At 67.8% G+C, this 15,498-nt stretch carries 18 protein-coding genes; 15 read left to right on the top strand and 3 right to left on the bottom strand.

Translation table 11 applies throughout. The features are described from left to right. Window positions 1–38 precede the first annotated feature (38 nt). The 4 genes from J2853_RS31820 to ccsB are packed head-to-tail and all read left to right on the top strand — an operon-like array spanning window position 39 to window position 4,054. Entirely contained in the window at window positions 39–614 is a 576-nt protein-coding gene (locus tag J2853_RS31820) for a TlpA family protein disulfide reductase (protein ID WP_307564400.1), read from the top strand. A 23-nt stretch (window positions 615–637) separates the two neighbouring features. Then, window positions 638–1,372 carry a cytochrome c biogenesis CcdA family protein gene (locus J2853_RS31815; RefSeq protein WP_307564399.1) on the top strand — a complete coding sequence of 245 codons (735 nt, stop codon included), beginning with the start codon at window positions 638–640 and terminating at the stop codon, window positions 1,370–1,372. Window positions 1,373–1,407: 35 nt separating this feature from the next. Then, window positions 1,408–3,093, top strand: coding sequence for a cytochrome c biogenesis protein ResB (resB, locus tag J2853_RS31810; protein ID WP_307564398.1), 1,686 nt, complete (start codon window positions 1,408–1,410; stop codon window positions 3,091–3,093). Further along, window positions 3,083–4,054: a c-type cytochrome biogenesis protein CcsB gene (gene ccsB / locus J2853_RS31805; RefSeq protein ID WP_307564397.1), complete on the top strand. Its 972-nt coding sequence runs from the start codon at window positions 3,083–3,085 to the stop codon at window positions 4,052–4,054. The genes resB and ccsB overlap by 11 nt, the downstream gene beginning before the upstream one ends. An 84-nt stretch (window positions 4,055–4,138) precedes the next feature. Here the strand turns inward: ccsB and J2853_RS31800 are convergent, their stop codons facing one another. Continuing rightward, window positions 4,139–4,438 carry a PLDc N-terminal domain-containing protein gene (locus J2853_RS31800; RefSeq protein ID WP_307564396.1) on the bottom strand — a complete coding sequence of 100 codons (300 nt, stop codon included), beginning with the start codon at window positions 4,436–4,438 and terminating at the stop codon, window positions 4,139–4,141. 113 nt (window positions 4,439–4,551) lie between these two features. On the opposite strand from J2853_RS31800, the gene J2853_RS31795 reads away from it, so the two are divergent. Both J2853_RS31795 and J2853_RS31790 read left to right on the top strand, forming a co-directional pair. Continuing rightward, window positions 4,552–5,388 (top strand): hypothetical protein, encoded by an 837-nt coding sequence (locus tag J2853_RS31795; RefSeq protein WP_307564395.1) that lies wholly within the window; start codon window positions 4,552–4,554, stop codon window positions 5,386–5,388. Window positions 5,389–5,398: 10 nt separating this feature from the next. Then, window positions 5,399–5,638 (top strand): hypothetical protein, encoded by a 240-nt coding sequence (locus J2853_RS31790; protein ID WP_307564394.1) that lies wholly within the window; start codon window positions 5,399–5,401, stop codon window positions 5,636–5,638. A gap of 247 nt (window positions 5,639–5,885) precedes the next feature. On the opposite strand, the gene J2853_RS31785 is transcribed toward J2853_RS31790, so the two are convergent. Beyond that, on the bottom strand, window positions 5,886–6,125 hold the full coding sequence (locus tag J2853_RS31785) for a BldC family transcriptional regulator (protein WP_012887349.1): 240 nt from the start codon (window positions 6,123–6,125) through the stop codon (window positions 5,886–5,888). Window positions 6,126–6,385: 260 nt separating this feature from the next. Here J2853_RS31785 and J2853_RS31780 point away from each other — a divergent pair, with 260 nt between their 5' ends. After that, entirely contained in the window at window positions 6,386–6,583 is a 198-nt protein-coding gene (locus J2853_RS31780) for a DUF4229 domain-containing protein (RefSeq protein ID WP_307564393.1), read from the top strand. Here the strand turns inward: J2853_RS31780 and J2853_RS31775 are convergent. Continuing rightward, window positions 6,567–7,832 carry a delta-60 repeat domain-containing protein gene (locus J2853_RS31775; protein WP_307564392.1) on the bottom strand — a complete coding sequence of 422 codons (1,266 nt, stop codon included), beginning with the start codon at window positions 7,830–7,832 and terminating at the stop codon, window positions 6,567–6,569. The two genes, J2853_RS31780 and J2853_RS31775, sit on opposite strands and share 17 nt — an antisense overlap. A 78-nt stretch (window positions 7,833–7,910) precedes the next feature. On the opposite strand from J2853_RS31775, the gene J2853_RS31770 reads away from it, so the two are divergent. The 8 genes from J2853_RS31770 to nuoF all read left to right on the top strand — a co-directional run bounded on the left by J2853_RS31770 (window position 7,911) and on the right by nuoF (window position 15,439). Further along, window positions 7,911–8,636: a demethylmenaquinone methyltransferase gene (locus J2853_RS31770; RefSeq protein ID WP_307564391.1), complete on the top strand. Its 726-nt coding sequence runs from the start codon at window positions 7,911–7,913 to the stop codon at window positions 8,634–8,636. A 149-nt stretch (window positions 8,637–8,785) separates the two neighbouring features. Beyond that, entirely contained in the window at window positions 8,786–10,063 is a 1,278-nt protein-coding gene (locus tag J2853_RS31765; protein WP_307564390.1) for a geranylgeranyl reductase family protein, read from the top strand. 121 nt (window positions 10,064–10,184) lie between these two features. Then, on the top strand, window positions 10,185–10,544 hold the full coding sequence (locus J2853_RS31760) for an NADH-quinone oxidoreductase subunit A (RefSeq protein ID WP_307564389.1): 360 nt from the start codon (window positions 10,185–10,187) through the stop codon (window positions 10,542–10,544). Window positions 10,545–10,546: 2 nt separating this feature from the next. Then, the gene (locus J2853_RS31755) at window positions 10,547–11,098 is read left to right on the top strand and encodes a NuoB/complex I 20 kDa subunit family protein (RefSeq protein ID WP_307564388.1); all 552 of its coding nucleotides are present in this window, start codon (window positions 10,547–10,549) and stop codon (window positions 11,096–11,098) included. Window positions 11,099–11,199: 101 nt separating this feature from the next. Then, entirely contained in the window at window positions 11,200–11,877 is a 678-nt protein-coding gene (locus J2853_RS31750) for an NADH-quinone oxidoreductase subunit C (protein ID WP_307564387.1), read from the top strand. 64 nt (window positions 11,878–11,941) lie between these two features. Continuing rightward, window positions 11,942–13,267, top strand: a complete 1,326-nt coding sequence (locus J2853_RS31745; RefSeq protein WP_307564386.1) for an NADH-quinone oxidoreductase subunit D — start codon at window positions 11,942–11,944, stop codon at window positions 13,265–13,267. A gap of 95 nt (window positions 13,268–13,362) precedes the next feature. Beyond that, window positions 13,363–14,025, top strand: coding sequence for an NADH-quinone oxidoreductase subunit NuoE (gene nuoE / locus J2853_RS31740; protein ID WP_307568896.1), 663 nt, complete (start codon window positions 13,363–13,365; stop codon window positions 14,023–14,025). Between the two features lie 127 nt (window positions 14,026–14,152). Continuing rightward, window positions 14,153–15,439, top strand: coding sequence for an NADH-quinone oxidoreductase subunit NuoF (nuoF, locus tag J2853_RS31735; RefSeq protein WP_307564385.1), 1,287 nt, complete (start codon window positions 14,153–14,155; stop codon window positions 15,437–15,439). The last annotated feature ends 59 nt before the right edge of the window (window positions 15,440–15,498 follow it).

The raw sequence follows: 15,498 nt of genomic DNA, 5'->3' as shown, positions 1-15,498 counted from the left end.
GCTCTACCGGTTGTAGTACAGGGAGATTCTGGCCTCTGATGCGCGCAAACTCCGCCGCCGCCGTCGCGGCCGCGCTGCTTCTCGTCGTGACCGGGTGCGCGGGCAACCAGGGATCGCAGCCGCAGACCGGGGACACCCGTTTCGTGGCCGGCGACGGCAAGATCACTTTGTTCGAGGCCGCCGACCGCAAGGTCGCCCCCTCGGTCGAGGGGGAGACCCTGTCGGGAGGCACCGCGACGCTCGCCGCCCACAAGGGCAAGGTCGTGGTGCTGAACTTCTGGGCGTCGTGGTGCGCGCCCTGCCGGGCCGAGGCCCCGGTGCTCAAGGACATCGCGGCCAAGACCAAGGCCGACGGCGTGGAGTTCCTCGGCATCGACTTCAAGGACCGCAAGGCCGAGGCCCTCGCCTTCGAGCGCACCCAGCAGCCCGGCTACCAGAGCATCTTCGACCAGCCGGGCGAGGTCGCGCTCTCCTTCCAGGGAACGGTCCCTCCCGCGGCGATCCCCTCCACGCTGATCATCGACCGCCAGGGGCGGATCGCGGCGAGGGCCCTCGGCGCGGTCAAATACAACGATCTCCTCGACGCGGTCACCAAGGTCGGCGATGAGAAGTAACCCGGAGCGGCGGTGGACCTCCGATGAACGCTGATCTGGCGAGCACGGTGGCGGGCGGGTCGCTCGCGCTGGCACTGCCGATCGCGGTCGCGGCGGGTCTGGTGTCGTTCCTGTCGCCGTGCGTGCTGCCGCTGGTCCCCGGCTACCTGTCGTATGTGACCGGAATGAGCGCCGACCCCAAGCGGGGGCGCATGGTCACGGGCATCGTGCTGTTCGTCCTGGGCTTCGCCGCGGTGTTCGTGGTGGGCGGGGCGCTCTTCGGCGGGATCGGCGCGGCGCTGTTCGGCAACGCGGACATCATCAAGAAAGTGCTCGGCGCGCTCACGATCGTGCTGGGCCTGGCCTTCATGGGGGTCATCCCCGGCCTGCAGCGCGACTTCCGCATCCACAGGCTTCCGGCCGCGGGCCTCGCCGGGGCGCCGCTGCTCGGGCTGGTCTTCGGTCTCGGCTGGACCCCCTGCATCGGCCCCACCCTCGGGGTCGTGCTCACCCTCGGAATGAACGAGGGCAGCGCCGGACGCGGCGCGCTGCTCGCCTTCGCCTACGCGCTCGGCCTCGGCCTGCCGTTCGTGGCGGCCGGACTGGCCTACCGCAGGGTTCTGGAGACGTTCAAGGCGGTGCGGCGGCACTCGCAGCTGATCACACGCGCAGGCGGCGTCATGCTGGTCGCCGTCGGCCTGCTGCTCGTCACCGGGTTCTGGGAGGAACTCGTCGCGACGATGCAGGTGTGGATCGGCGGATTTGAGCCGGTGATCTGATGGAGCACGTCAAGCCGACTGCGAAAGAGCGAGCGGTGAGCGAAACCAATCCCGAGCCGGCGAGCGACCCGGCCGGTGCGACCGGCACGGCGGTGAAGGACGCTCCGGCCGGGGAGAAGCGTGAGACGAAGCCCGCGGGGCTGGGCGTCCTGGGCTGGGCGCGCTGGTTCTGGCGGACGCTCACCTCGATGCGGACCGCGCTGATCCTGCTGTTCCTGTTCGCCCTGGCCTCGATTCCCGGGTCGATCTGGCCGCAGCGCGGCATCTCCGACGCGAAGGTCTCGCAGTACTTCACCGACAGCCCCCGGCTCGCCGAGTGGCTGGACAGGTTCTGGCTGTTCGACGCGGTCAGGGCGCCGTGGTTCGCCGCGATCTATCTGCTGCTGTTCCTGTCGCTGATCGGTTGCGTGATCCCCCGGACCCTGGTCCACCTGCGCGAGATACGCAAGAAGCCGCCGGCGGCGCCGCGCAACCTGACCCGGCTGCCCCACCACGCCTCGTTCGAGAGCGCCCTGACCATCGAGGAGGCGGTGGCGCGGTTGCGCGCGAAGCGGTTCCGGGTGACCACGGGGCCCGGCTGGGTCGCGGCGGAGAAGGGCTTCCTGCGCGAGACCGGCAACCTGGTGTTCCACATCGCCCTGCTCGGGCTGCTGCTCGCGGTCGGGGTCGGCGCGCTGTACGGCTACCGCGGCAACGTGCTGGTCGTGGAGGGCGAGGGGTTCGCCAACACGGTCGCGGCCTACGACCGTTACATGCCCGGCCAGCGGGTGAACGCCGAGTCGCTGGAGCCGTTCTCCTTCACCCTTGAGGACTTCCAGGCCACCTACATCGCGGAGGGCGAGCGGACCGGGCAGCCCCTGGACTTCGGGGCGAAGCTCAAGGTCACCGACGCCCCGGGCAAGCCCGCGCATGATTACTCCCTCAAGGTCAACGAGCCGCTGAACGTCAACGGCACGCTGACCTATCTGATCGACCACGGCTACGCGCCCACCTTTAAGATCACCGACGGCAAGGGTCAGGTCGCCTTCGACGGGCCGGTGCCCTGCCTGGTCTCCCAGCCTGCCACTTTCGCCTCGGAATGCGTGATCAAGGCCCAGGACGCCCAGCCGGAACAGCTCGGCCTCCTGATCGCCTTCCTGCCGACCGCCGTCCCGATGGGCACGGAATGGGTGTCGGTCTTCCCCGGCGCCGCCAACCCGGTCGCCCAGGTGTACGGCGCGTTCGCCGGCGACCTGGGCATGAAGAACGGCCAGCCGCAGTCGGTCTACGAGATCGAGCCGGAGATCCTCAAGAAGATGAAGCCGCTGGTCATGAAGGCGGATCCGCTGGCCGTGGGCAAGAGCCTCGTCCTGCCGAACGGCATGGGCACCATCCAGTTCACCGGCGTCAAGCAATGGATCGCCCTGCAGATCACCCACGACCCGGGGCGGATACCCGCGTTCGTGGCCGCGGTGCTGATCGTCGCCGGGCTCGTGCTGACCCTGACCGTCCGCCGCCGCAGGGTGTGGGTACGGATCCAGGACGCCACCCGGGAGACCGGGCAGGAGCAGGAAGAGGCGGCGGAGGGAAGCGAGTCCGCTCCTCCCGCCGAGGATCGTCGCGAGGACAGTCACCGGCACATCGAGGTGGGCGGTCTCACGCGTACCGAAGGCGGCGATTTCAGCGAGGAGTTCGCCGAGATCGTCTCCGTTTTGAACCCAGGAGTGAAGGATGCCCGCTGAGGTCGATGCCGGCCTCGCCACGCTGAGCGATCAGCTCATCTTGGCGACGGTGCTGCTCTACGTCTTCGCAATGATCGGCTATGCCCTGAGTCTGGCCTTCGGGCGGCCCCAGGCGCAGGCCGAGTCCAAGCCCGAATCCGTGCTCGCCGCGGTCGGCGGCGGTACGGCCGCCGCCTCGTCCGTCCCGGACGCCGCCTCCGGAGAGGGCGGAAACCGCACGGAGAAGGAGCCCTCCGCCTGGATGGCGTGGGCGGGTCCGATCGCGGTCGGGCTGACCTGGCTCGGCTGGGCCACGCACCTCGCGTCCATCCTCACCCGCGGCCTGTCCGTGGGCCGGTGGCCGTGGGGCAACATGTACGAGTTCGTGGTCGCCATGTGCTTCACGGCGGTGAGCGCGTTCCTGTTCATGCACCTGCGCTACCGGGTCCGTTTCCTGGGAGCGTTCGTCACGGTCGCCGCCGCCCTCGGGCTCGGCTTCGCCGTACGGTACCTGCACGTGCAGGCGGGCCCGGTGGTGCCCGCGCTGGACACCTACTGGGTCGCGATCCACGTGTCGGCGGCGATCATCGCCAGCGGCCTGTTCACCGTGGCGGGTGTCTCCGGCATCCTCTACATGGTCAGGAAGGACACCGCGGTCCGCCTGCCGTCCCGGCAGGACCTGGAGCGGGTCGCCCACCGGGCCATTGTGATCGGTTTCCCCATCTGGACCTTCGCCGTCATCGCCGGCGCGCTCTGGGCGGACAAGGCGTGGGGCCGTTACTGGGGCTGGGACCCCAAGGAGATCTGGGCGTTCATCACCTGGATCGCCTACGCCGCCTACCTGCACGCCCGGGCCACCGCGGGATGGAAGGGCAAGGCCGCGATGATCGTGCAGATCATCGCCTTCGGCTGCCTGCTGTTCAACCTCGTCGGGGTGAACGTCTTCCTCGGCGGACTGCACTCCTACGCCGAGGTTCCCTGACGGCCGTCCCCGAACGCCGGTCGAGTGCCGCCGGAAGACCGGCTCCCCTGGGGGCCGGTCTTCCGGCGATCGTGTGACGGGTCGTCAGTCCTCGTCGCGCAGGCGCCGGTCGAGATCCTTGAGGAAGTCGGGGTCGTCGTCGGGGCCTTTCGGGGCCTCGGGACGGGGCGGCTTGTCGTTGGGGAGGAGCGAGCGAGGTGCCTGAGGTCCGGTGGGGCGGCCGAGCAGCAGCCAGAACAGACCGCCGACGGGTATCAACAGCAGAACGATGATGACCCAGAGGAGCTTGGGCAGGTTTCTCGACTCCTCATCCGGCGTGGTGATGACGTCGAACAAGCAGTAGAGCCAGAAGGCGAGTAGCGCCAGGCCGACAAGCAAGGGCATGCCCGAACTGTAAGCCATTGTGGGCCGGGGTGCGGTCTGGCACCGGATTCCGGGTGACTGACGAAGATCCAGGTCGTACCGTAGAGCTCATTGCCGCTTCCGCGGGAGGTGTGATGGCACATTCGGGCGATAAGGGCCGCCATCGTCGGCGCTGGTGGCAGCGAGGGTCGTCCCAGCGCGCGGAGAGTGCCGTCAGAGAGGCGCCGCGCGAGGTCCCCCGCGAGCCCGAGCGGCGCGTCGGGACGGTCACGGCGCCGGTGGTCGACCGCCCGCAATACACCTGGCAGGACTTCGAGCTGGAGGACGAGCGGCCCAGGGCCCAGCCCAACGCCCCGGACACCCCTTACCTGGGCGACGGCCTGCGGCACTGCGGGCCGCTGGAGAACATCCTGCACCGCCAGTGGGATTCCAGGCAGGAGTCGCCGCCCCCCGAGGTCGTGTGGGCCGTGGAGAGCCTCGCCAGGCTGCCGGAGGGGCTGAAGGCCAAGCTGGCCGACGGTCTCGCCGGCATCTACGTCGGCATCGGAGGGGTGCCCGATCTGGACGACATGGGCTATCTGCGCGGCGCGCCGCTGCCCTCGGGGCGGGCGACCTGGGACATCTGCGCCGGAGCGTACGGCGACCGCAAGATCGTGGTGGGTGACCGGCCCTCGCCCACTCCCGACGTCATGATGCACGAGGTCGGACACGCCCTCGACGACGTGGACGCACCCTATGGAGACTGGGTCTCGGACTCCCCGGAGTTCGCCGCGCTCTATGCCCAGTGCGTTCCCAAGCTGGTCTCGGGATTCCATCTGCAACCGGGAGACCTGGGCCGCAAGGAGTTCTTCGCCGACGCCTTCGCCGCCATCGCCTCCCGGCAACGTCCGGCCCTGGTGGACATGCTGGGCGGCGACACGCGGATGGCGCTCAACGTCATGTTGTTCTTCAATCGGCGCTACGGAATCTAGGTGATCTGGGATGTACGTCATCCGGCTCGCTGACGGGACTCTGCGGGTGCCACAGAGCCTGTCCAGCGATGACGGGCGTCTGATCGGCAACGCGTACGTGGAGATCTCTCCGGGGGATCCCGACTACGACCGCTGGTTACCCGAGTCGCTCACCGAGGAGGAACTGGCCGAGCGCCGTCGGCGCTGGCTGGAGGAGAACGACGAGCTGGAGCGGGAGTTCCTGGCCTTCAAGGCGGAGCAGGACAGCTGAGGGGAAGTTCCTGGGGGCTTTTTGTTCCCGGCTCGGCGGGGGGTGTCCGGCGGGCTCTCAGGCCGGCAGGGGTGGGCTCACGCACTCTCGGGCCGGGCGCGACGGCGATCCGGGGCGAGACGAGCGGGTGGGTGACGGGGGAGGTCACCGATCGCGACGTGGAGCGTGGCGATCATAAGACTCCACGGTGACCCTGCGGCTTCCGGGTAAGGCGCGCAGGATCACCGAGGCGTGACGTCATAAGTCGTCAAACGCGCGGGGACTCGCCTGCCGGCCGTTCGGCCGTCAAGACGTCCTCTCCGCGCAGAAGGGCGTGCACTTCCGACTCGCGGAAACGCCGGTGCCCTCCGGGGGTACGGATGCTGCTGATGCGGCCTGCCGCGGCCCAGCGTGTAACCGTTTTTGGGTCGACCCGAAAGAGGGCGGCAACCTCTCCGGGCGTCAGCAGACGCTCGCTGCTACTCTCCACAATCTCTCCCCCTCGCATCCCGCTTCCTGCCAGCGGGCGGACAGGTAACCAGTGTGCCGAGCGAAGCCTGATTTATCCGTGGTTTTCAACAAAGATCACGGGTTGTTATCGACTGACTGCCCGATTGTTATATGATAGAGCCTCTTTGGGACTCTCGTGGGTGTTTCTTTACAAAACTGGTCTCTTGGGCACAGTAGCAGCGCTCGTGCTCGATGCGAAGAGTGCCGCTCAACCTCGCAACTGGGCTTGAGCGGGCGAGGTGACGTAGCCTTGACTCTGTGCATCCCGTCTTCGTTTACACCGCGTCCCGAGTCGGCCTGCTGGCCGTGAGCCTGGGCGTGCTCTATATCCTCGGTCTGCATCAGCCCCTAATCTTGCTGATCGCCGCATTCCTGGTCAGCGGAGTGGCCAGTTACGTCCTGCTCTCCAAGCAGAGGGACGCAGTGAGCGAGCGAATCACTAAGAATCGGGAGTGATCGGCAACGGAAACATGCCGACTCGGGCATGGTACTCGTGACCAAGGTGAGTTGTGTCACTACCAACGAGTAATCCCCCCCGGTGCGCTAGGAATGCCTTGACCCCGATTCCGCGATCTCTTGTCGGATTCCACGCGAGGGCCTTACCGGTGCGGGGGTGGATCGCCCCGATGCCCGGTCGTTCCACCGCGCCCGGCCCCGCCGAATCCCTGCCGCGAGGATTGTTCAGCCAGCGCTGGTGCCCGCCCACGTAGACGGCCGCCCCGGTCGCCGCCACCGCGTAGAGGGAGTCGCCCCCGGTGTGGTTCACCCATGTGGGGTCCACCTTGCCGCTCCCGCGGGTCTCGAAGCGCGCGGTGGTGTCGCACATCTTCGGGCCGGTCACGGGGCCGCCGGTCGTGACGACCGCCAGGTAGCTGCCGTCGGGGGCGAAGTCCAGGCCCCGCACGTAGCTGGGGAAGTCGTCCATGCACTTGCCCGCGTAGGCGTCGGTCCGCCAGCCGTCGACCTTCGCGGGGGAGGCGGCCACGTCGATCAGTCCGAGTTGCGGCCGTGACAGCCCGTCGAGGGTGGTGAAGTCGCCGTCGACCGCCAGCCGGTTCGTGGTGAGGGACATCGCGTAGACCTTGGTGCGGCTGCCCCGCGGCGCGCCGGGCCTGATCGCGAAACCCGGGTCCACGGCGCCGGTGGCGGCGTTCAGCCGGGCGAGGGCCGTACGGGAGGCGCCGCCGGCCCGGGTGAAGTCGCCGCCCACGTAGAGGTGGCCGCCGCGCCCGGCCAGGCTGGTGACCGTACCTCCCTGGATCCGGGCGTCGAAGCCGCGCACCCGCGAGCCGTCGGAGAGGCGAAGCCATGCCAGTCTCGGGGCCTGCGCGTCGTCGATCGTCTTGAAGGCGCCGCCGGCGTACACGGTGCCGCCGCCGCCGGCGGCCAGGGCCTGGACCGGGCGGTCGAGGCCGGGCTTGAAGCCGGGCAGGATCCGGCCGGTGGCCAGGTCGTAGGCGAAGATGTTGCCGCGTTCGAGGACGGTGGCGCTCCCGGCGTCGCGCACTTTGCCGAACGAGCCGCCGACGACCACCGTGTTCCCCACCAGCGCGATGGCGTTGACGATCCCGTCGAGCACGTGGGGAGTGGTGTTCACCGGATCGGCCGAGACGACGCCGCCGTGCCTCACGGTGCCGGCGGCGGCGATCCCGGTGGGGACCAGAAGTATGGCCGTGGCCAGCACGGAAGTGGTTCTGGCAAACATTCGACAAGTCCTAGCAGACTCTTGGTAATCGAATGACTACTTTTCATGGACTGCGTGGTCGGACCTAGGCTTGCTGTCATGACGCGTGCTTCTTTGGACAAGCAACCGCATGAGGTCGCCGCGATGTTCGATCGCACGGCCCGGCGATACGACCTGGTCAACGATGTTATTTCCCTGGGGCAGGTCCGGCTGTGGCGCAAGGCGACCGCGGCGGCCGTCGACGCCGGTCCCGGTGAGCTGGTCCTCGACCTGGGGGCGGGCACGGGCACCTCGACCGACGCGTTCACCGCGCTCGGCGCCCGCGCGATCGCCTCCGACTTCTCCCTGGGCATGCTGCGCACCGGGGTGAAGCGGAGGGGCGGCTCGGGCATCAGTGGCGGCGGGGTGCGCGGTGTCAGCTTCATCGCGGGCGACGCGCTCAGGCTGCCCTTCGCCGACGACGTCTTCGACGCGGTGACCATCTCCACGGCCCTGCGGAACGTCCAGGACACCGAGCAGGCGTTGCGCGAGATGCTGCGCGTGGCCAGGCCGGGGGCGCGGCTGGTGATCCTTGAGTTCTCCCACCCGGTGATCAAGTCCTTCGACCTGGTCTACTCGGAGTATCTTATGAAGTTGATGCCACAGGTCGCCAAGCTGGTCGGTTCCAACGATGACTCGTACGAGTATCTGGCGGAGTCGATCAGGGCGTGGCCGGATCAGGCGGGCCTTGCGAAGATCATTCAAAGGGCCGGTTGGGAGCGGGTCGCCTGGCGCAACCTCGCCCTGGGTATCGTGGCGCTTCACCGCGCATATAAGCCCGCATAGAAGATTCGCAGGCGATAGCAGCACCCGCCTGACACTTTGCCCTGCAAAGGCGTTAGACTTCGGCCCGACAAGTTTGTGAAGCCCTTCACAAAGGAACGAAAGGCCCCTTACTCCGAGGCCCTCAAAGCATGTAGGACAGGACAAGTCCCGTGACCGTGCCAGCCGCCACACAGCGGAACGTCGCTGAGGCTGACGCCGACGTAATCGTCGTCGGCGCCGGGCCCGCCGGTTCGACAACCGCTTTTCACCTCGCACAGGCCGGACTTGACGTCCTGTTGCTTGAGAAGACCACATTCCCCCGTGAGAAGGTCTGCGGCGACGGGCTGACCCCCCGAGCGGTCAAGCAGCTCATCGGCATGGGGATCGACATCGACGCTCCCGGGTGGATCCGGAACAAGGGTCTGCGCGTCGTCGGCGGTGGGATGCGCTTCGAGCTCGACTGGCCCGACCTCTCCAGCTACCCGGACTTCGGGCTGGTCCGCACCCGCCAGGACTTCGACGAAATCCTGGCGAACAACGCGGTGCGCGCGGGTGTCCGGATGCTCCAGGGCGTCAACGTCACGGCTCCGATCCTCGACGACCGCAGCGGCCACATCGTCGGCGTCACCGCCAAGAAGGACGGCGAGGAGGTCTCCTACCGATCTCGCCTGGTGGTCGCCGCCGACGGCAACTCCACCCGGATCTCCCTGGCGATGGGGCTGCACAAGCGCGAGGACCGCCCGATGGGCGTCGCCGTACGGACGTACTTCACCAGTCCGCGCCACCAGGACGACTATCTGGAGACCTGGCTGGAGCTGTGGGACGAGGACACCCTGCTGCCCGGCTACGGCTGGATCTTCGGCGTCGGCGACGGCACGTCCAACGTGGGCCTGGGGCTGCTGAACACCAGTGAGGCGTTCAAGGGCATGGACTACCGCGACCTGCTCAAGCGCTGGGTGAAGGGCATGCCCGCCGAGTGGGGGTACGTCGAGGAGAACATGACCTCCCCCATCAGGGGCGCCGCGCTGCCGATGGCCTTCAACCGCCAGCCGCACTACACGCGGGGCCTGGTGCTGGTCGGCGACGCGGGGGGGATGATCAACCCGTTCAACGGGGAGGGCATCGCCTACGCCATGGAGACGGGCCACATCGCCGCCGAGGCCGTCGTCCAGGCGCTGGGCAGATCGACTCCCGCGCAGCGGGAGCGGGTGCTGCGGGCCTATCCCACGATGCTGAAGGACGCCTACGGCGGCTACTTCACCCTCGGCAGGGGCTTCGTGGAGTTGCTCGGGCACCCCGGTGTGATGAACTTCGCCACCCGTCACGCACTGCCCCACCCCCACCTGATGCGGTTCGCGTTGAAACTCCTTGCTAACCTCACCGATCGGCGAGGCGATGCGTCAGACCGCATCATCAACGCTCTGTCGAAGGTTGCGCCGTCGGCATGACCTCAGCAAACGCTCCGAGCCTGGAATCAAGAGCGATGATCGCCGTGCCTAGACTTGCGAAATACACCAACATGCAGAGCTGCGCGCCGGCGCGCGTGGAGATGGGAGAGGAGGCGTAGCGATGGAGCTGTATGCACCCATCCTCGTACTCGCCGTTCTCGCGGCGGGATTTGCGATCTTCTCAGTGACGATCGCGCCCTTCACCGGTCCCAAGCGCTGGAACCGCGCGAAACTCGACGCTTACGAATGCGGTATCGAACCGACGCCCCAGCCTGTGGGCGGTGGCCGATTCCCGCTGAAATACATGATCACCGCGATGCTCTTCATCGTGTTCGACATCGAGATCATCTTTCTCTACCCGTGGGCGGTCGCTTTCGATCAGCTCGGAATCTTCGGGTTGGTCGAGATGGTGTTGTTCATCGTCACCGTGCTCGTGGCCTACGCGTACGTGTGGCGCCGCAAGGGTCTGGACTGGGACTAGATATGGGTCTTGAAGAGAAACTTCCGAGCGGGTTCATGCTCAGCACGGTCGAGCAGCTTGCCGGCTGGGCACGCAAGAACTCCGTATGGCCGGCGACGTTCGGTCTCGCCTGCTGCGCCATCGAGCTGATGTCCACGGGCGGTCCCAAGCACGACCTGGCGCGCTTCGGCATGGAGCGCGCTTCGGCGTCTCCGCGCCAGGCCGACCTGATGATCGTGGCGGGCCGCCTGTCGCAGAAGATGGCCCCGGTGCTGCGCCAGATCTACGACCAGATGGCCGAGCCCAAGTGGGTCATCGCGATGGGCGTCTGCGCGTCCAGCGGCGGCATGTTCAACAACTACGCCATCGTGCAGGGCGTGGACCACGTCGTCCCCGTCGACATCTACCTGCCCGGCTGCCCGCCGCGGCCCGAGATGCTCATCGACGCGATCGTGAAGCTGCACGACAAGATCCAGAACACGAAGTTCGGTGCGCACCGCGCCAAGCAGATCGACGAGCTCGAACTGCAGGCGCTGCGGACGCTGCCGCTGATCGACCAGGGGAGCGCCAAATGAGGAGCGAGCCCGGCGTGGTGGACACCACGTCTCCTGGGCGTGCCTCCGGTACCGCGGCCCGCGAGGCCCGCGCAGCGAACGAGGAGCGGTAAGCGAGCGATATGAGTACTGACAACCTCCCAGAGGTCCCGGAGGAGCCGATCGCCCATCTGGGCATGTTCGGCGCCTCGGGCACCGGTGACACCTCCGGTTACGGCGGTCTGGTCGTACGGCGCAGGCCCGAGCTGTCCAGTCCCCGCCCCTACGGCGGGTACTTCGACACCATCGCCGACGAGCTCGAACGCGCGCTCGGCGGAAACCTCGCCGACGCCGTCGAGCGCGTGGTCGTGGACCGGGACGAGCTGACCTTCCACGTGAAGCGCGAGCGCCTGATCGAGGTCGCCCAGATCCTGCGCGACGACCCCGCCCTCCGCTTCGAGCTCTCGCTCGGCGTCTCCGGCGTGCACTATCCCCACCTCGTGGGCGAGGAGCTGCACGCGGTGATCCACCTGTGCTCGATCACGCACAACCGGCGCCTGCGCGTCGAGGTGTCCTGCCCCGACGACGACAGGCACATCCCCTCCACGGTCTCGGTCTACCCGACCCACGACTGGCACGAGCGGGAGACCTGGGACTTCTTCGGGATCATTTTCGACGGCCATCCGGCGCTGACCCGCATCATGATGCCTGACGACTGGGACGGTCACCCCCAGCGTAAGGACTATCCGCTCGGCGGCATCCCGGTCGAGTACCGGGGCGCGGAGATCCCCGCGCCGGACCAGAGGAGGTCTTACAAGTGAGCGAGCGAAGCGAGCGAGCCGATATGCGCAGCAGCTCGCGAACGAGGAAGACGGAGGAGGACTCGTGAGCGCTCCCTATGAGGAGGCCACCGAGGGCAAGGTCTACAACGTCTCCGGCAACGACTGGGCGGAACTCCTCGAAACCCTCACCGGCCAGCAGGACGAGCAGCTCGTCATCAACATGGGCCCGCAGCACCCGTCCACGCACGGCGTGCTCCGCCTGATCCTGAACCTGGACGGCGAGACGGTCACCGAGGCCCGCACGGTCATCGGCTACCTGCACACCGGCATCGAGAAGAACACCGAGTTCCGGACGTGGACCCAGGGGACCACGTTCGTCACCCGGATGGACTACCTCGCGCCGATCTTCAACGAGACCGTCTACTGCATGGGCGTCGAGAAGCTGCTCGGCATCACCGACCGGATCCCCGACCGGGCCCAGGCCATCCGCGTGATGATGATGGAGCTCACCCGCATCTCCTCGCACATGGTGGCCATCGGCACCTTCGGCATGGAGCTGGGCGCGACCACGCCGTTCCTCTTCGGGTCCCGCGAGCGCGAGATGGTGCTCGACGTGATGGAGTACATCACCGGCCTGCGGATGAACATGGCCTACATCCGGCCGGGCGGCGTGGCCGTCGACCTGCCGGCCGGCGCCGTGGACAAGGTCGGCGAGCTGCTCAAGGTCATGCCGGGGCGCATCAAGGACCTGCGCAAGATGCTCGACGCGAACCCGGTCTATCTGGCCCGGACCAAGGACGTCGCCTACCTCGACCTCACCGGCTGCATGGCGCTGGGCGTCACCGGCCCGATGCTGCGGGCCGCGGGCCTGCCGTGGGACCTGCGCAAGTCGCAGCCCTACTGCGGCTACGAGACCTACGAGTTCGACGTCCCGACCGAGAAGAGCGCCGACGTCTACGGCCGGTATCTCGTCCGGGTGGCCGAGATGGAGGAATCGCTCAAGATCATTGAGCAGGCCCTCGACCGCCTGTCGGGGCCGCTCAAGAACGGCCGCGTGATGGTGGACGACAAGAAGATCGGCTGGCCCTCGCAGCTCGCGCTCGGCCCCGACGGCCTGGGCAACTCGCCCGACCACATCGCGCACATCATGAGCGGTTCGATGGAAGCGCTGATCCACCACTTCAAGCTCGTGACCGAGGGCTTCCGGGTCCCCGCGGGACAGGCTTTCGCCTCGGTCGAGTCGCCTCGCGGCGAGCTCGGCGCCCACGTGGTCAGCGACGGCGGCACCCGCCCCTACCGCGTACACTTCCGCGACCCGTCCTTCACGAACCTGCAGGCCATGCCCGCGACATGCGAAGGCGGCATGGTCGCCGACGTCATCTCGGCCGTGGCCTCGATCGACCCGGTCATGGGAGGTGTCGACCGATGAGTGCGACAGGCACGGGCGGTCAGCCGGTGAACGAGCCGACGTTCCCGCAGAGGGACGTGGCCGCCGGCGTGGCGAACGACGAGGGGAGCGCGACCATGGACAAGGGCTACGCGCCGCAGGTCCGCGAGCGTCTCGAACGCGAGGCCAAGGAGATCATCGGCCGCTACCCCAAGCCGCGGTCGGCCCTGCTGCCCCTGCTGCACCTGGTGCAGGCGGAGGACGGTTACGTCTCCGACGACGGCCACGAGTTCTGCGCCGAGATGCTCGGGCTGAGCAAGGCCGAGGTCGTGGGCGTCTCCACCTTCTACACGATGTACAAGCGAAAGCCGGCGGGCCAGTATCACGTCGGCGTGTGCATCAACACCCTGTGCGCGGTCATGGGCGGCGACCAGATCTGGGACGAGCTCTCCGAGCACACCGGCCTCGCCCATGACGAGACCAGCCCGGACGGGAAGATCTCGCTGGAGCGGCTGGAGTGCAACGCGGCCTGCGACTTCGCCCCGGTGATGATGGTCAACTGGGAGTTCTTCGACAACCAGACCCCCGCCTCGGCCAAGCAGCTCGTCGACGACCTCAAGGACGGCAAGGAAATCTCGCCGACCCGGGGTCCGAAGAGGCTCTGCACGTTCAAGGAGGCCTCGCGGGTGCTGTCCGGCCTGCCCGACGGCCTGGCCGGCGACGGCCCCTCGGCGAGCGGCCCCTCCCTTGAGGGCCTGAAGATCGCCAAGGCCAACGGATGGAAGGCTCCGGAAGCGTGAGCGAGCGAGCTGGTTACGCAGCAGCCTGCGGACGAGGGCCGACGAAGGAGGTCCTCGTGAGCGAGCGAGCCAACAGGCACGGCATGGGCTCGTCATGGAGCGACGAGCTGCCAGGCGAGGAGACGAAGTGACCACTCTTACCCCGGTTCTCACCGCGAACTGGGATCAGCCCAACTCCTTCACCCTGGAGGGCTACGGCGACTACTCGGCGGCCAAGAAGGCGCTGAGCATGGACCCCGACGCCGTCATCCAGGCCGTCAAGGACTCCGGACTGCGCGGCCGAGGCGGCGCGGGCTTCCCCACCGGCATGAAGTGGGGCTTCATCCCCCAGGGGGACGGCAAGCCGCACTATCTGGTGGTCAACGCGGACGAGTCCGAGCCGGGAACCTGCAAGGACATCCCGCTGATGATGGCCAACCCGCACTCGCTGGTCGAGGGCGTCATCATCACCTCCTACGCGATCCGCGCCAACCACGCCTTCATCTACGTGCGCGGCGAGGTCGTCCACGTCATCCGCCGCCTGCAGGCGGCCGTGGCCGAGGCGTACGAGAAGGGACTGCTCGGCAAGGACCTCTTCGGCTCCGGGTACGACCTGGAGCTCGTGGTCCACAGCGGAGCGGGCGCCTACATCTGCGGCGAGGAGACGGCGCTGCTGGACTCGCTGGAGGGTCATCGCGGCCAACCTCGGCTCAAGCCCCCCTTCCCGGCCGTGGCGGGGCTCTACGCCTCGCCCACTGTCGTGAACAACGTGGAGTCCGTGGCCAGTGTTCCCTCGATCATCTCCAACGGGGCCGACTGGTTCGCGGGGATGGGCACCGAGAAGTCCAAGGGCTTCGGCATCTTCTCGCTGAGCGGGCACGTGACCAGGCCCGGCCAGTACGAGGCGCCGCTCGGCATCACGCTGCGCGAGCTGCTGGAGATGGCGGGCGGGATCCGGGAGGGGCACCGGCTCAAGTTCTGGACCCCCGGCGGATCGAGCACCCCGATCTTCACCGACGAGCACATGGACGTTCCGCTCGACTTCGAGTCGGTCGGGGCCAAGGGATCCATGCTCGGCACCCGGGCCCTGCAGATCTTCGACGAGACCACCTGCGTGGTCCGCGCCGTCCTGCGGTGGACCGAGTTCTACGCGCACGAGTCCTGCGGCAAGTGCACCCCCTGCCGGGAGGGCACCTACTGGCTCAAGCAGGTGCTCAAGAGGCTGGAGAAGGGTCAGGGCACCGAAGAGGACCTGACCACGATCACCGACATCGCCGACAACATCCTGGGCCGCTCCTTCTGCGCCCTGGGCGACGGTGCCACCAGCCCCATCCACTCGTCGGTGAAGTACTTCCGCGACGAGTACCTCAAGCACTTCGAGCTCGGCGCCTGCCCGTTCGACCACGCTCCTTCCACGGTGTGGGGGAGCAAGTGAACGCGCGCGGCGAGGGAGCCAGGAAGCACAGCACCGTCTCGGTCATGGGGCCGACGGAG

This window comes from Streptosporangium lutulentum (genome assembly GCF_030811455.1).
Classification (GTDB): Bacteria; Actinomycetota; Actinomycetes; order Streptosporangiales; family Streptosporangiaceae; genus Streptosporangium; species Streptosporangium lutulentum.
The sequence above is the reverse complement of the archived record's forward strand: the minus strand, read 5'-3'. Positions and strand labels throughout refer to the sequence as shown.

What these genes read in the sequence shown, in the direction of transcription:
- J2853_RS31815 (WP_307564399.1), top strand. Translation starts at nt 638, where the DNA reads ATGAACGCTGATCTGGCGAGCACGGTGGCGGGCGGGTCGCTCGCGCTG.
- J2853_RS31750 (WP_307564387.1), top strand. Translation starts at nt 11,200, where the DNA reads ATGAGTACTGACAACCTCCCAGAGGTCCCGGAGGAGCCGATCGCCCAT.
- J2853_RS31795 (WP_307564395.1), top strand. Translation starts at nt 4,552, where the DNA reads ATGGCACATTCGGGCGATAAGGGCCGCCATCGTCGGCGCTGGTGGCAG.
- J2853_RS31820 (WP_307564400.1), top strand. Translation starts at nt 39, where the DNA reads ATGCGCGCAAACTCCGCCGCCGCCGTCGCGGCCGCGCTGCTTCTCGTC.
- J2853_RS31770 (WP_307564391.1), top strand. Translation starts at nt 7,911, where the DNA reads ATGACGCGTGCTTCTTTGGACAAGCAACCGCATGAGGTCGCCGCGATG.
- J2853_RS31790 (WP_307564394.1), top strand. Translation starts at nt 5,399, where the DNA reads ATGTACGTCATCCGGCTCGCTGACGGGACTCTGCGGGTGCCACAGAGC.
- J2853_RS31785 (WP_012887349.1), bottom strand. Translation starts at nt 6,125, where the DNA reads ATGCGAGGGGGAGAGATTGTGGAGAGTAGCAGCGAGCGTCTGCTGACG.
- ccsB (WP_307564397.1), top strand. Translation starts at nt 3,083, where the DNA reads ATGCCCGCTGAGGTCGATGCCGGCCTCGCCACGCTGAGCGATCAGCTC.
- J2853_RS31755 (WP_307564388.1), top strand. Translation starts at nt 10,547, where the DNA reads ATGGGTCTTGAAGAGAAACTTCCGAGCGGGTTCATGCTCAGCACGGTC.
- J2853_RS31800 (WP_307564396.1), bottom strand. Translation starts at nt 4,438, where the DNA reads ATGCCCTTGCTTGTCGGCCTGGCGCTACTCGCCTTCTGGCTCTACTGC.
- nuoE (WP_307568896.1), top strand. Translation starts at nt 13,363, where the DNA reads ATGGACAAGGGCTACGCGCCGCAGGTCCGCGAGCGTCTCGAACGCGAG.
- J2853_RS31760 (WP_307564389.1), top strand. Translation starts at nt 10,185, where the DNA reads ATGGAGCTGTATGCACCCATCCTCGTACTCGCCGTTCTCGCGGCGGGA.
- J2853_RS31775 (WP_307564392.1), bottom strand. Translation starts at nt 7,832, where the DNA reads ATGTTTGCCAGAACCACTTCCGTGCTGGCCACGGCCATACTTCTGGTC.